This window comes from Amazonocrinis nigriterrae CENA67, assembly GCF_016056305.1.
GTDB lineage: Bacteria > Cyanobacteriota > Cyanobacteriia > Cyanobacteriales > Nostocaceae > Amazonocrinis > Amazonocrinis nigriterrae.
On sequence record NZ_JAECZC010000038.1, the window covers coordinates 22,745 to 34,406 of the forward strand.

The window sequence follows — 11,662 nt, forward strand, 5'->3', positions numbered from 1 at the left end:
CTAATTTACAAATTCCCAAACATAAAGAGAGAAAACATAAAGAAAACATTATGAAATTTGAAAATGCAAAAATTTCTGAGACACTGATAATTGTTCAAACGGGGTCAGCCAGTATAAAGACCCTGAATATAAATACACGCATTTAGATGGGGTCACTTATATATAAAGACCCTAGAGTTAAAAAAACTCACAAATCTAAAAGCGCCAAGACTAGCAATTTGTTAATCTTGGCGCTTTTAATCTAGCTACAAAGCATTTATTGAACTGTTACCAAATAGGTAGAGGGAATTGGTTGGGCACGTCCAGCATTAACTAACGCCTGGTAAACAAAAGCAGCAACTTCGGCTCTAGTCGCTTCGCGATTAGGATTAAGTTGCTTAACTGTGGGATAGTTGATCACTAGTTGTCGTGCTGTTGCGGCAGCTATGGAAGCGATCGCATAATTAGGAATCTGAGCAGCATCAGTGTAAAAATTAATCACACTCTCGCTATTTGCGGTTAAACCCAGACCGTTAGCTAAAGCCACTAAAGCCTGCACTCTGGGAATTTGCTGCTGTGGTTTAAAGCTACCATCGGGATAACCAGAGACAAATTGACTTTGGTAGGCAGATTGAATTGCAGCGTAAGCCCAAAAATTGCTCTTCACATCTTTAAACTCAATTGCTGAGCGTTTGGCTGGTGGTGTTAAAGCTTTAGTAATAATAGTGGCGAATTGGGCACGGGTTACAGGTTCATTGGGTTTAAAAGTACCATCAGGAAAGCCAGCAATAATATTCTGGGAAGCTAAAGCCTCGATGTAACTTTTTGCCCAGTAACCTGTAGGCACATCTTTAAAGGCAACAGGCCCACCAGGCGGCGTTTCAACAGTCGCAGCGACAAAATCTACTTGACCAAAAATCTTTTTCTGATCGATATCATTGCCAATAGCAACAATCCTATTGGTTTTAGTACCGTTATTCAAATCATAACGAGTGTTACTACGGATCAGATTGTTGCCTGGATCTTGATTAGTACCGAGGTCAGGCAGAGCATTGACAGTTGCCACAATACCATCCTGGGTATTGTTCTGAATAACATTTTTACGCAGTACAGGCTTAGCAGATTCTGAGATATAAATACCGACTTTGTTTTGGAGAATTTGGTTTTCTGCCACTAGAGGTGTGGATGTGCCACCGATCGCTAGACCAAAACCTGTATCCTGAAATAGGTTGTTACGAACTTCTCCTTGGGCAGATTTAGCTATTGAAATGCCGTTGCCCTTGTTTTGCACAAAGATATTATTCTCAATTTTGGGATTTCCCGTACCCGTGACAAAAACACCTTCTCTACCACTAGCGGTAAAAGTACTGTTTTTGATAGTGGGATTAGATGATTCCACCCACACAGCAGTACCACGCTGAGCCGGGTTGGAGACAGTTACACCTGTGACAGTTGTATCTCTATCAGCAAGGATAGTAATCTCCTGTCTAGCAAATGTCTTACTGGTGTAGTAACCACTGCCTGTAATCAAGATTGCCTGACCTTTGCTGGTTTCATCACCCTGTAAAGTCACGCCTGGTTTGAGGAAGATTGGAAATTTTTCTCCTGTTTCCGCGTTATAAGTACCAGCAGCCAGTTGAATAACCGTACCTGCTTGAGCTTGATTGAGGGCGGCGGTAATAGTTTTGTAAGGTGCTGGGGCTGTTGCACCAGCCCCAGCAGTATCTGCACCAGTTGCTGAGTTCACGTAAATAACTGTTGCAGTTGTAGGAACTTGCGCCTTTAAAGTTGGGGCAGATGGTGAGACGATCCCAGCATTTGCCTCTCCAAGCATTAGTGTAGACGACCCAGCAGAAATAAATAACAAAGCCGATAGCCCGGCTTGTAAGCATAACTTAGAACCAATATAAATACTGGAAAAAGAGCGAAAATTTTTTGCTGAGGAACTGTGAAAACCCCGGTATTTCATTTTCGTGTCTGTGATGTGCTGAATAACAGTTGTTTAAACAGAGTTCAATATAACAGCTGTGTTGCTGTAAAACCCATGCAAAACTATACTCGATGTCCAGCGTATGATCAGCTATGTTTCGTAAGAAAATACATAAATAATTTTGTTCTGTTTGCAAAATTTTACTAAATATGGCGCGTAGAGCCAGCGTCATTGATGTAGGCGATATCAGCGAATAAAAGAAATTATTTAAAAATCATCTGCACCCCTGCACCTATGCCCCTACCCTTCCAAAGGTAGATACCTCAAGTCAGATGCTCTAATTCATTGTGGTGGATATCTTAAGAAAAGACCTTTGCAAAATTTAGGGCAAATGCGTTTCCACTTGTTGCCGCTACGTCGAGCCTTAGTTTCAGTTGCTAGTGCTTGTTTTTTACTCTTGGGCACTCCTGCGTTGGCAGCTGAACGAGTTATACTAAAGTATAATGTCTTACGTGAACCTATTACAGTAGAAGAGTTATCTACTTTTGCCCGAACTGGCAAACTCTCAACTCTACTAAAAGTCACAATACTTTTAGCCCAACAAGACCCTGAGATTATTCGTGAGTATCTGACGACACCAATTCAAATCAGCCCTGTAGCTTTAGATAAAGTTTTTAAGAGTGAGATTGGCGACAGCACATTAGACGAATTAAGTCAAGTTATGCACACACGCTCTCGCCAAGGAGATCGGCAAGCCTTACGCTCTGCTTTCGTCGCTTCTGCAAGTCAAGATCAGCAAATAACACTGTTAGAAATTATTCAAAATTATCCAGCGGCAGAAGTTGAAATTGAAGCAGACCGTTTAGAAACTGCCTATAGTCAACTCCGCCGCTTGCAAGCAAGCCTGCCAGAGATAATTGGTTCTTAATAAGCTAAAGTTTCTAAAGTTTCTCGCAAATAACGCTGTACTTGTTGTTCAAGACGCAATTCTCGTAATTGACCAATACTTTCTAACTGCCAGCGCTGGAAACCTGAACTAGCAGCGATCGCTTCTTTGAGATTATTCCATATTTCAGTATCACGAGAAAATTGGCGATCGCTAGCAGCTCTAATTTTAGCCATGGTTTCTCATTCCTCAGTTTCAACTTTTACAGTCCGCTGGGGCAAGATCTGATTAACCCGCACCCCGAATATCGTAAAATCCTGCTTAATCTTTTCTAAAGATAATGGTTCTAGGGCAGCGAATTCTGTGTCATTAGTCACTAAAATTCGTGCTGCGCTCACGGGAATTTGTAAAAATAGATTGCTTGCTAAAAAGGTCAAAGCAGCTAGTACTAAACCTAAGCTGCGCCATTGGGGTAGAAAACTAGCCAATTTTATCACCTGTGGAGAAATTTGATAAAGCTGCCACAGTATGCCAATCGCTAATATTGCTACCAAAAAGGACAATACATGATTTAACTTTGTATTAGTTAAACAAAGGATTTTACGTTGCTGCTCAGTCAGGTTTTCTGGCTTAACAGCTACTCCTAAGATAGCAAAGATGTAAAAAGGGCGACGCAACTGCATCCACAATAAAGGTAAAATCCCAACGCTTCCTACTAGGCAAAGTTCCATCCACACTGGTAAAACTGGCTTGCCTACGGACAAAAACAATAAACACATTGTTAGCAGGATTGGGAGTGTCGCCAAACCAGCGACGTGAATCCACAAGATAGGTTCTGAGCGAAATGAGCGCATATCAAAGTTATGAGTTAGGAGTTATGAGTTAGGAGTTATGAGTTTTTTGACTCCTAACTTAGTAACTCTAAACTCCTAACCATTTTAACCTCAGCACTATTTTGTCAGTGTGAGAGTACGACGCTTTGTGACCATCTGGTAGGCTTCGATGATGTCACCTTCAGCCCAATCATGGAATTTATCAACGCCAATACCGCATTCGTAACCGGCATTGACTTCGCGGGCATCTTCTTTCATCCGTTTGAGGGAGTCAAGAACGCCTTCATAGATCACCTTACCGCCACGACGCACCCGCAGTTTGCAGTTGCGGATGAGCTTGCCTGATAGAACGTAGCAACCAGCAACGGCGCCACGACCAACTGGGAAGACGGCACGCACTTCGGTTTGGCCCAAGGGTTCTTCTACCAATTCTGGCTCTAAGAGACCTTCCAAGGCTCCTTGGATATCTTCTAAGAGTTTGTAAATGATGTTGTATTCCCGGACATCCACACCTGCTTCATCGGCTGCTTGTCTGGCTCCACTGGCATAAGTTGTGTTGAAGCCGATGATTACAGCGTTACTGGCGGCGGCTAAGTCGATATCTGTCTCGGTGATTTCCCCAGCAGTAGCCAACAACATCCGAATTTGGACTTCGTTTTGCGGAATTTGCTTGAGCGCTCCCACAATGGCTTCCACTGAACCTTGCACGTCTCCTTTTAAGATCAAGTTGAGTTCTTTCAACTCGCCTTCTTGTGCTTGAGCCGAGAGGGTTGTCAGGGTAACACGTCCTTGTAAGAGGCGGGATAGGCGTTGTTTGTCGGCGCGATCGCTTGCTAGCGATCGTGCTTCTTTTTCGTTCTCGAAGACCTCGAAATCATCGCCTGCGGCTGGGACATCACTTAAACCCAACACCTCAACAGCGAAGGAGGGACTAGCAATGTCTACTCTTCTGCCTCTGTCATCTACCATTGCCCGGACTTTACCAAATGCCGAGCCTGCTACCAACATGTCTCCTACATGCAGGGTGCCGTTTTGGATCAACAGAGTTGCAACTGCTCCTTTTGCCTTATCCAGATGTGCTTCAATGACAGTTCCTTTAGCAGTCCGGTCTGGGTTGGCATTGAGTTCTTCTACTTCTGCTACCAGCAGGATCATTTCTAGGAGCGTATCGAGATTTTCACCCTTGATTGCGCTCACAGGAACCATGATTGTTTCACCACCCCACTCTTCTGGCGTCAAGCCATATTGGGTGAGTTCTTGTTTGACACGCTCTGGCTGTGCCCCTTCTTTGTCAATCTTGTTGATTGCTACTACAATTGGCACTTCGGCAGCTTGAGCATGGCTAATGGCTTCAACGGTTTGAGGACGAACGCCATCATCAGCAGCTACTACCAAAACGGCAATGTCTGTCACCCTAGCTCCCCGTGCCCGCATGGCTGTGAATGCTTCGTGACCGGGGGTATCCAAAAAGACGATCTGCTGCTTGTTACCCTCATGTTCGATATCCACATGGTATGCACCAATGTGCTGGGTAATACCACCAGCTTCTCCAGCGGCAACTTTGGTTTTGCGAATTGAGTCGAGCAGTGTAGTTTTACCGTGGTCTACGTGACCCATAATTGTCACTACTGGCGGACGGCGATGGAGATTTTCTAGGTCTGCCACGTCAATCATCTCAGTGACTTTACGGGCTTCTGCTTCTGGTTCAGCCGTTTCCACTTCTACTTCTAGCTCTTTGGCTACCAAAGTAATTGTGGGGATATCTAAATTTTGGGTGATACTCACCGCCATACCTTTGATGAACAGGATTTTCACAATCTCTGTATCAGCAACTGCCAATATATCAGCCAGTTCTTGCACTGTCATTGGCCCTGTGATCACGACTTTTTCTGGTCGCTCACGCTTGGTATCTACTTCTTGGCGGCGGTTTTGATCCCGGTTAGAACTGCTTCTTTTTGCTTTAACTGTTGGCGCACTTGCCAAAGCTGTAGCTGCTGTTTGTGCAGGTTTAGTGGCCTTGGGTTTGGGGGGACGAGCGATGGAAAGGCTGACTTGGACGGTTGCTGGTGTATCCAGATCTTCATCATCTAGAAGATCCTCATCTTCAAAATCGTCATCTAGAATTGGCTTGACTCGCTTGCCTTTTACAGCTCCTTTGCCTGGTTTTTCTTTTACCTCGTCAATAATTTCTTCTTCTTGCCACTTTTTGCCACCTTTGTTTATGCGAGGTGGTGTTGGGCGTTTGAGGTCTAGGAGATCAGGTGTGATTACCTCATCTACAACCTCTGTTTTTCCAGCCCCCCCTGGCATTGCTCTGGGGGGAGTAGCAATCGGCATGGCTGCTACAGCTTCCGATGACCTTACTGGTCTAGTGGGTCTTTGTCCATCTCCTGTTGGTGCTGCACCAGGAGGTCTATTACCTCGTTGCTCTGGTTTGACTGGGGAGGGAGTGGAGCGAGCATGTTTTGGTACTGGCGCTTGTGGCGTTTCTGTTGACGTTGCCTTAGCTACTTTGGGCTTGGGGCCGTCGCTGCGATCGCGTTTGAGAATTGGTTTTTCTGCCGGACTTCCCTGCTCAATCACAACAGCGGGTTTCTCCGCCGCAGGTCTTGCAGGAGGAGATACCAGTTGTGGTTTGGTGGGTTTTTCCGGTTTTGGTCTCGGTGGAACTACTTTTTCCGGTTTTTTCTCAGCTATTGTTTCCGGTATTTGTTCCTTTACCTGTGGAGGAGGCGTTTGTTCTGCTTCTTTGACAACAGGTTCAACTGAGGTCTCTGATTGATTCCGGGGTACAGGTCGAGTTGGTGCCGTCGGCTTCATGGGTGAGACAGGTGTAGCGAAGGGTCGTGGAGGTGCAGGGGGATTAACTTCAGAAGCAGCAGCCATTGGATTATTAGCAACTGACGCCTCTGGGGCGTTGGAGGTAGGATTTCTCAATATTTTGGGTTTACGAATTTCCAAAATTTGTTGTTTGTGAGGTAGGGCAGGTCGGTTGCGAGAGCCAGTTTGTGGTGAATTTGGTTTCTGACTGGATGAACCTTGTTCTTTTTTAGGCATCACATTTGTAGCTGCCACTTTTTCGGCAGCTGTCCGGATACGTTCTGCCTCAGATTCTGAAATTGTGCTGCTATGGCTTTTGACCGCAATATTGAGCTGGTCGCAAATTGCTAATAGCTCTTTGTTATCCAAATTCAATTCCTTTGATAATTCGTAGATTCTAACTTTGCCGTTGTTCATCCACTCTTCCCCTTTAATTTACAGTTTTTTAGCGGATGGCTGCCTGGGAGTGCGACATCTCCATCCTTTGATTACTGTTTTTAGGTTGCCGTTAAGATTTTGCCGGTGCCTCCAATCAGGAAAGAGAGATGTTTCGGTTTAATGCTGGCATCTCCACCAGGAATGATGGTTAGCGGGCAGCCATAAAAATTTTTTACATAAAAAATCCTTATCTAAACCCTTGATGCCGATCTGCGCCTGAGCGCTACCAGGTTGCCATTCTGTAGTTTCTTGTTTTGCTGATTCTGAGTTTTCCACAACACAATCGAGTGAAACTTGTTGGGAGTGTTGCTTTGCCGTTGTTTTAGTCAAACAGCTGTTTGCTAACTACACCCATTTACTATTTTGGCACTAACTCCGACAATTGCAGAAGGTGCAATTATAGCCAGACTATTCGGCTTTTAGCACAAATACTCTGGGGATTACCGCCACAAAGGTGTCAACTTAAATTTTATTTTGGGGATTGCTTGGGGCTAAACGTTGCCACAATGTTTGATACAGTGCTTCTGGCACTGTTGCATGTAGCGATCGCCCTAGTCGATTTTTTTTCTGAGCTGCTTGTAGGCAAATCAGTTGCGGACAGATATAGGCTGAACGCCCCATGCCCTGATCTAATTGTACATTTCCAGATGGAAAGACGCGGACAATCCGCCAAAAGTCTTCTTTTAAGCTTACTTTGCGGCAACTAATACAACGCCGATAATTCGGTTTCATTGGTCTATTATGACCTCAGGTTAGCATTTTGGTTATGAAAATTAAAGTTGGCAAGGCCAGCTTTTACTTATACCAAGTTGCTTTATTCTAAGTAATCATTAAGACTAGTATTGGTATTTATGGTATCAGAACTCAACAAGGCTAATTAGTTAGTCTTCATCAATAGTGTCTAAAGAATCATCCTCTAATTCTTCAAGATTGTCATCTTCATCCTCCAGTTCCTCAAGTTCAATTTCATCTTCCTCTAGTTCATCTTCCTCTAGTTCTAGTTGATATTTGGCGCGTGCAGCAGCGAACTTGGCATCTTCTCCTGCATGATCATATTTGGCTTTATCTTTAATGTCTATTTTCCAACCAGTGAGTCTGGCTGCTAAACGAACATTTTGCCCTTCTTTACCAATAGCTAAACTCAGCTGGTCTTCTGCTACTAGTACGTGAGTTTGTCGGGTTTCAGGATCCATAAGACGCACTTCATCTACCCGTGCTGGACTCAAGGCGTTGGCAATATAGGTTGCTGGGTCTGGCGACCAGCGAATCACATCTATTTTTTCACCGCGTAATTCGTTGACTACCACTTGTATTCGCGATCCCCTAGCACCAATACAAGCACCAACTGGATCGACATCGCGCTCAAGGGTATCTACAGCAATTTTTGTTCTGGGGCCAACATAACGAGACGGAGGATTGGCTTCGCGTGCTACTGCCACAATCCGTACTACTTCATCTTCGATTTCTGGTACTTCGTTAGCAAATAGATAAACTACCAATCCAGCATCTGCACGGGATACCAACAACTGTGGCCCCCGTTGCTGACCTTGGGAAACTTTTTTGAGATATACCTTGAATGTGGCATTTGCCCGATAATTATCGTTGGGCAACTGTTCTCTCTTTGGTAATTCAGCTTCAACTTCTGGTTGACCAAAGCCACTGCTAACTGCCAAAATCACTGATTGTCTTTCAAACCGCAGGACTCTAGCTTGCAGTACAGTACCTTCCAAGTCTTGGAACTCTTCTTGCACCATCTGGCGTTGTTGATCCCGAAGTTTTTGCGCCAGTACTTGCTTGGTTTGCATAGCGGCCATGCGGCCAAATTCTCCTTGATCTGGAGTTACATCCAAGACCACAGAGTCTCCCAACTGCGCTTCGGGAGCTACTTGTTGTACTTCATCTAAGGAAATCTGATGGTCGGAGTTGCTGACTTCTTCGACAATAGTTTTGGTGGAAAGTACACGAAAACCTTCTCCATCAATATCAAGTTCTACTTCAAAATTATCAAAGTAATCTTCATCAAACTGTTTTCGCTCCAAATTTTGGGCGCGACGATATCTTTCGTAACCTTTAAGTAATGCTTCTCTAATAGCTGATTGAACTGCTAAACGAGGTAAATTACGATCACGGCTTATACTTTCAATTAATTCTTTTAAACCTGGTAAAGTCACCATTGACATAAGCATTCTCCTTAAATTTTATGGCAGCGCTCAGCAAAATTTAAAAGTTAGGAATTAGGAGTTAGGAGTTAGGAGTTAGGAGGAGGCAGTGCGTTGGGGAGACAGCGCCCTGGGCGGGTTTCCCGACTTGAGGCGACTGTCGTCGGCTTTGCCGACAGCCGCGCAACTGCCGTTTAGGAGTTTTAAATTTTAACTTTAAAACCCAAGACTCAAAACTTCACAATGAACTCTTAACTGTTAACTCTTAACTGTTAACTCTTAACTATTAACTCCTAACTCTTAACTCCTAACTCTTAACTCTTACCGCCGCTCATCTAGCTGCACCCTAGTAATCAAGGTGCGGGGAATTTCAACTACACGTCCTTTTTGATTTAAATAAACTTTTGTCTCATCCCGGCGAATCAACTGACCAGTCCACTCTTGCTGTCCTTCGTGGGGTGGGAAAGTGGAGATAATTACAGGGAATCCTTTAAAGGAAATAAATTCCCTGTCAGTTACTAGTTGCCGCGAAATACCAGGACTAGACACTTCCAAGACATAAGCATCTGGAATAATCTCCGCCGCATCTAGGGAGGCTTCTAAAGCACGGCTCATTTTCTCACAATCATCTAAACCAGTATCCTGCTGGGGGTTGCGGATATCTACCCGCAATACTGGTGGACGTTGGTTAGTATGAAAAACTATGCCAACGACTTCTAAGCCCAGTTGTTCTGCTACTGGTATCGCCAAATCTATAATTTGTGGGACTAAGGGATGAGTCATGCGAGAAATCAATAAAAAAAGTGGGCATCGACCCACTTCCTGCGATAAGGATATCTTCCAAGAAGTCTTGTAACGAACCTAATAATGGTTCGCCTCTAATTCGAGTTTAGCGCATTTCTTTAAGAGTCAATAGTCAGTTGTCATTTGTGAGCCAGTACGGTCTTGGGGGTTCCTCCCCCAACCCCAAAGGGGGCCCCAAGCCCCCAATCCCCACTCCCTTCGGTCGTGGGGGCCCCGAGTCCCCCATGAGTAACTGGCGTTAGCACAGCGGTAGCGAGCTTGCGAGCGTCACCCGTAAGGGTCAGTGGTTATTCCCTCATCTCCCTCATCTCCTTCATCTCCCTCATCCCCCTCATCCCCCTCGTCTCTATCACTTCCTGGTTTCTGGAAGAGCAGGATTTTTGTCTACTACTGGCTGAATAGGTGCTTTTGTTCTTACCTGTCTTGTTTGCTCGACAATTTGCTCGATATCTTCTTGGGATAAACGTTGGACGTAATTAATCTTAATTTCTTCTAATAAGTCTGAAAATAAACTCTGAATTTCTGAGAGTACGTGTTTTTTCTGAACTTCTGCTCCCAAGGCTTGGCTGAAGTGTTGCACTAATTGACTGGATAGTTTTGCGCCTACAGGATCTTCAATAGCGTTAACTATGGCTTTGTATAGGTTTGTTGTGATTTGGGTTGCTAGTTGTTCACTGAGTTGAGTCTGTACTTCTCCAAGGCCAGGTAAATTATGAAGGTTACGGTAGACTGGGACTTGAGCGAAAACTGTGGCGATATTGTGACGCAAAAGGGCGACAATTTCTGGTTTGATCTGAGGTAAAACTTGATACACTACTGTTTGCAGGAAGATACCAGCGATCGCTTCCAATTCGTTGACATTATTAATATCTACATAAGGACGCAGGTTTTGTTGTTGTGACAGCCAGCGTGTTAAGTCACCCCGCTGAATCGAACCCTGCATTTGGTTAATCACTCTCACCACGACAATTTCTGTCAGTTCTTCGGCAAAATTAGCTACAAATACTTGATTTATTTGTCGCCGCAAGGGTTGAAGATTTAATAGCTGTGCTTGGTCAAGGCGAACTACTACAGGTATGATTCGCAACCATCGCCAAAATGGTAGCAATAAAAATAGGTCATACCAACGCCACAAAATTGCATTTAACCAGCTAAAACTGGGATGGCGACGCCGCAGAATAAAACAACGTCCTAGTAACTCTATGGCAAATAAACCCACAAAAGGTAAATCAATCAACCAAAATAAATTATAAAAGTCGCCATTTTCGCCAATTTTGCGGTAGTAGTTGGTGGCAATTAAAGGTGCGATTTGTTTGTTGAAAAAATTAATTTCATTTAACCAGCCTTTTTGAGATAAGTAAGCCGGACTCCAAAAAGTAGCAAAGGCAACTTTTGCAGATTCATGGTTGGTCTGCTTACGCATTCGATTTTTAATTGTTTCTAGAGTCCCACTCTTACCTACTGCGGCGAAGGGATTGCCATCGATCATATCTCTGCTAAGACGACTGATTTCCTCAAGCTGAGTCTTAACCTCTGGAGAGGTTAACCCTGTTTGGCTCACTTGTTGTTCTAATGCTTTGACTTTTTTCAGATAATTTTCCGTTTCTCTATTGGGTTCAATCCCCTTTATTGGATCGTAAATCTGAACAATTTCGGGTATTCTTCGCAAATAGAAATCGCGCCAGGGTACGTAACTTAAATTAAACAAAACTAAAGATAAATTTACTATGGCGATCAATGCCATTAATCTTTCAAAGTATAAGTTATACCATTTTAGAGATTTTTTGTTAGCCATAATCAGTTATTTTTTATA

At 44.0% G+C, this 11,662-nt stretch carries 10 protein-coding genes; 1 reads left to right on the forward strand and 9 read right to left on the reverse strand.

Going from position 1 to position 11,662, the window contains the following annotated elements:
- Window positions 1–256: 256 nt before the first annotated feature.
- Entirely contained in the window at window positions 257–1,948 is a 1,692-nt protein-coding gene (locus I8748_RS18865; protein ID WP_198126104.1) for a DUF1565 domain-containing protein, read from the reverse strand.
- A 334-nt stretch (window positions 1,949–2,282) separates the two neighbouring features.
- Here I8748_RS18865 and I8748_RS18870 point away from each other — a divergent pair, with 334 nt between their 5' ends.
- Window positions 2,283–2,837 carry an alpha/beta hydrolase gene (locus I8748_RS18870; protein ID WP_318781244.1) on the forward strand — a complete coding sequence of 185 codons (555 nt, stop codon included), beginning with the start codon at window positions 2,283–2,285 and terminating at the stop codon, window positions 2,835–2,837.
- Here the strand turns inward: I8748_RS18870 and I8748_RS18875 are convergent.
- The 8 genes from I8748_RS18875 to I8748_RS18910 form a co-directional block, all read right to left on the reverse strand.
- On the reverse strand, window positions 2,834–3,031 hold the full coding sequence (locus tag I8748_RS18875) for a hypothetical protein (protein ID WP_198126106.1): 198 nt from the start codon (window positions 3,029–3,031) through the stop codon (window positions 2,834–2,836). The genes I8748_RS18870 and I8748_RS18875 overlap by 4 nt on opposite strands.
- Before the next feature lie 6 nt (window positions 3,032–3,037).
- Entirely contained in the window at window positions 3,038–3,649 is a 612-nt protein-coding gene (locus tag I8748_RS18880; protein WP_198126107.1) for a low-complexity tail membrane protein, read from the reverse strand.
- Between the two features lie 96 nt (window positions 3,650–3,745).
- Window positions 3,746–6,865: a translation initiation factor IF-2 gene (gene infB, locus I8748_RS18885; protein WP_198126108.1), complete on the reverse strand. Its 3,120-nt coding sequence runs from the start codon at window positions 6,863–6,865 to the stop codon at window positions 3,746–3,748.
- Between the two features lie 138 nt (window positions 6,866–7,003).
- The gene (locus I8748_RS18890; protein ID WP_198126129.1) at window positions 7,004–7,216 is read right to left on the reverse strand and encodes a hypothetical protein; all 213 of its coding nucleotides are present in this window, start codon (window positions 7,214–7,216) and stop codon (window positions 7,004–7,006) included.
- Window positions 7,217–7,348: 132 nt separating this feature from the next.
- A complete protein-coding gene (locus tag I8748_RS18895) occupies window positions 7,349–7,618 on the reverse strand; it encodes a YlxR family protein (RefSeq protein ID WP_198126109.1) in 270 nt (89 codons plus the stop codon).
- 149 nt (window positions 7,619–7,767) lie between these two features.
- A complete protein-coding gene (gene nusA / locus I8748_RS18900) occupies window positions 7,768–9,066 on the reverse strand; it encodes a transcription termination factor NusA (RefSeq protein ID WP_198126110.1) in 1,299 nt (432 codons plus the stop codon).
- 300 nt (window positions 9,067–9,366) lie between these two features.
- Window positions 9,367–9,828 (reverse strand): ribosome maturation factor RimP, encoded by a 462-nt coding sequence (rimP, locus tag I8748_RS18905; RefSeq protein WP_198126111.1) that lies wholly within the window; start codon window positions 9,826–9,828, stop codon window positions 9,367–9,369.
- A gap of 370 nt (window positions 9,829–10,198) precedes the next feature.
- A complete protein-coding gene (locus I8748_RS18910) occupies window positions 10,199–11,644 on the reverse strand; it encodes a hypothetical protein (RefSeq protein WP_198126112.1) in 1,446 nt (481 codons plus the stop codon).
- Window positions 11,645–11,662 lie beyond the last annotated feature (18 nt).

Excerpts from the sequence above, each read along its gene's own strand:
- I8748_RS18865 (WP_198126104.1), bottom strand. The coding sequence starts at position 1,948 with ATGAAATACCGGGGTTTTCACAGTTCCTCAGCAAAAAATTTTCGCTCT.
- I8748_RS18875 (WP_198126106.1), bottom strand. The coding sequence starts at position 3,031 with ATGGCTAAAATTAGAGCTGCTAGCGATCGCCAATTTTCTCGTGATACT.
- I8748_RS18880 (WP_198126107.1), bottom strand. The coding sequence starts at position 3,649 with ATGCGCTCATTTCGCTCAGAACCTATCTTGTGGATTCACGTCGCTGGT.
- infB (WP_198126108.1), bottom strand. The coding sequence starts at position 6,865 with ATGAACAACGGCAAAGTTAGAATCTACGAATTATCAAAGGAATTGAAT.
- I8748_RS18895 (WP_198126109.1), bottom strand. The coding sequence starts at position 7,618 with ATGAAACCGAATTATCGGCGTTGTATTAGTTGCCGCAAAGTAAGCTTA.
- nusA (WP_198126110.1), bottom strand. The coding sequence starts at position 9,066 with ATGTCAATGGTGACTTTACCAGGTTTAAAAGAATTAATTGAAAGTATA.
- rimP (WP_198126111.1), bottom strand. The coding sequence starts at position 9,828 with ATGACTCATCCCTTAGTCCCACAAATTATAGATTTGGCGATACCAGTA.
- I8748_RS18910 (WP_198126112.1), bottom strand. The coding sequence starts at position 11,644 with ATGGCTAACAAAAAATCTCTAAAATGGTATAACTTATACTTTGAAAGA.